The 1053-nt window shown below is 75.4% G+C and carries 1 protein-coding gene; it reads right to left on the reverse strand.

What is annotated here, in order from left to right:
- On the reverse strand, positions 1-1053 hold a 1053-nt coding region (locus tag ACWDAK_RS41400), incomplete at both ends, for a polyketide synthase dehydratase domain-containing protein (RefSeq protein WP_427396383.1).

Here is a 1053-nt window from a genome sequence, read left to right on the forward strand (position 1 = left end):
AGCATCCCGGACGCACCGGACACCAGGACCGTACCGCTCGCATCGAACACCGGCCCGGCCGTGTCGGACACCGCCGCCACCCGCGCCAGGCGCGGTGCGCGCAACGCGCCGCCGCGCACGGCGAGTTCGGGCTCACCGGCAGCCAGTGCGGCCGACAGCGCCTCGCGGGAGAAGTCGCCGCCGTCCACGTCCAGCAACACCACGCGGTCCGGGTTCTCGGCCTGTGCGGAACGCGCCAGGCCCCAGACGGGGGCGTGCACGAGGTCGTCGCCGCCGGCCACCGCACCGCGGGTCACCAGCACCAGGCGGGAGGAGGCGAACCGCTCGTCCGCCAGCCACTCCTGAAGCGTGGCGAGCACACCGTGCAGCACGGCCCGGACGGCCGGGGCGGTGTCCGCGGCCGAGTCGGCCAGCGACGCGAAGACCGCGTCGGGAACCGCCACGCCGCCGTCCACGGCCGCGCCCAGCGCCGCCAGATCGGCGAACGATTCGGCACCGGTGCCGGCCGCTCCGAGAGCGTCCGCGCCGAGCACCGCCCAGCGGCCCGCGGGTGCGGCCGAGACCGGGAGCGAGGTCCACTCCACCCGGAACAGCGACTCCACGAAGCCGCCGCCGGCACCGCGCACCTGCTCCGCGGCGATCTCACGGGAGACCAGCGACTCGACCGAGGCGACCGGCTGCCCGGACTCGTCGGCGAGCAGCAGCGAGGCGGTGTCCTCGTTGATCTCGGAGAGCCGCAGGCGCAGCGCGGCGGCACCGGTCGCGTAGAGGGTCACACCGTTCCACGAGAACGGGATGCGGGCCTGTCGGGGGCCGTCAGCGCCTTCGGGGCCGGTGATGTCCAGGCCGAGGGCGTGCAGTGCGGCGTCCAACAGCGCGGGGTGCAGGCCGTAGCGGGCGGCGTCCTCGTGCTCGCTCTCGGGCAGGCGGAGTTCGGCGTACACGTCGCCGTCCTTGCGCCAGGCGGCGCGCAGGCCCTGGAACACCGGACCGTACCCGAAACCGGCAGCGGCCAGCCGCTCGTACAGGTCCTCGACCTCGACCGCGACCGCC

This window comes from Kitasatospora sp. NPDC001175 (assembly GCF_053598215.1).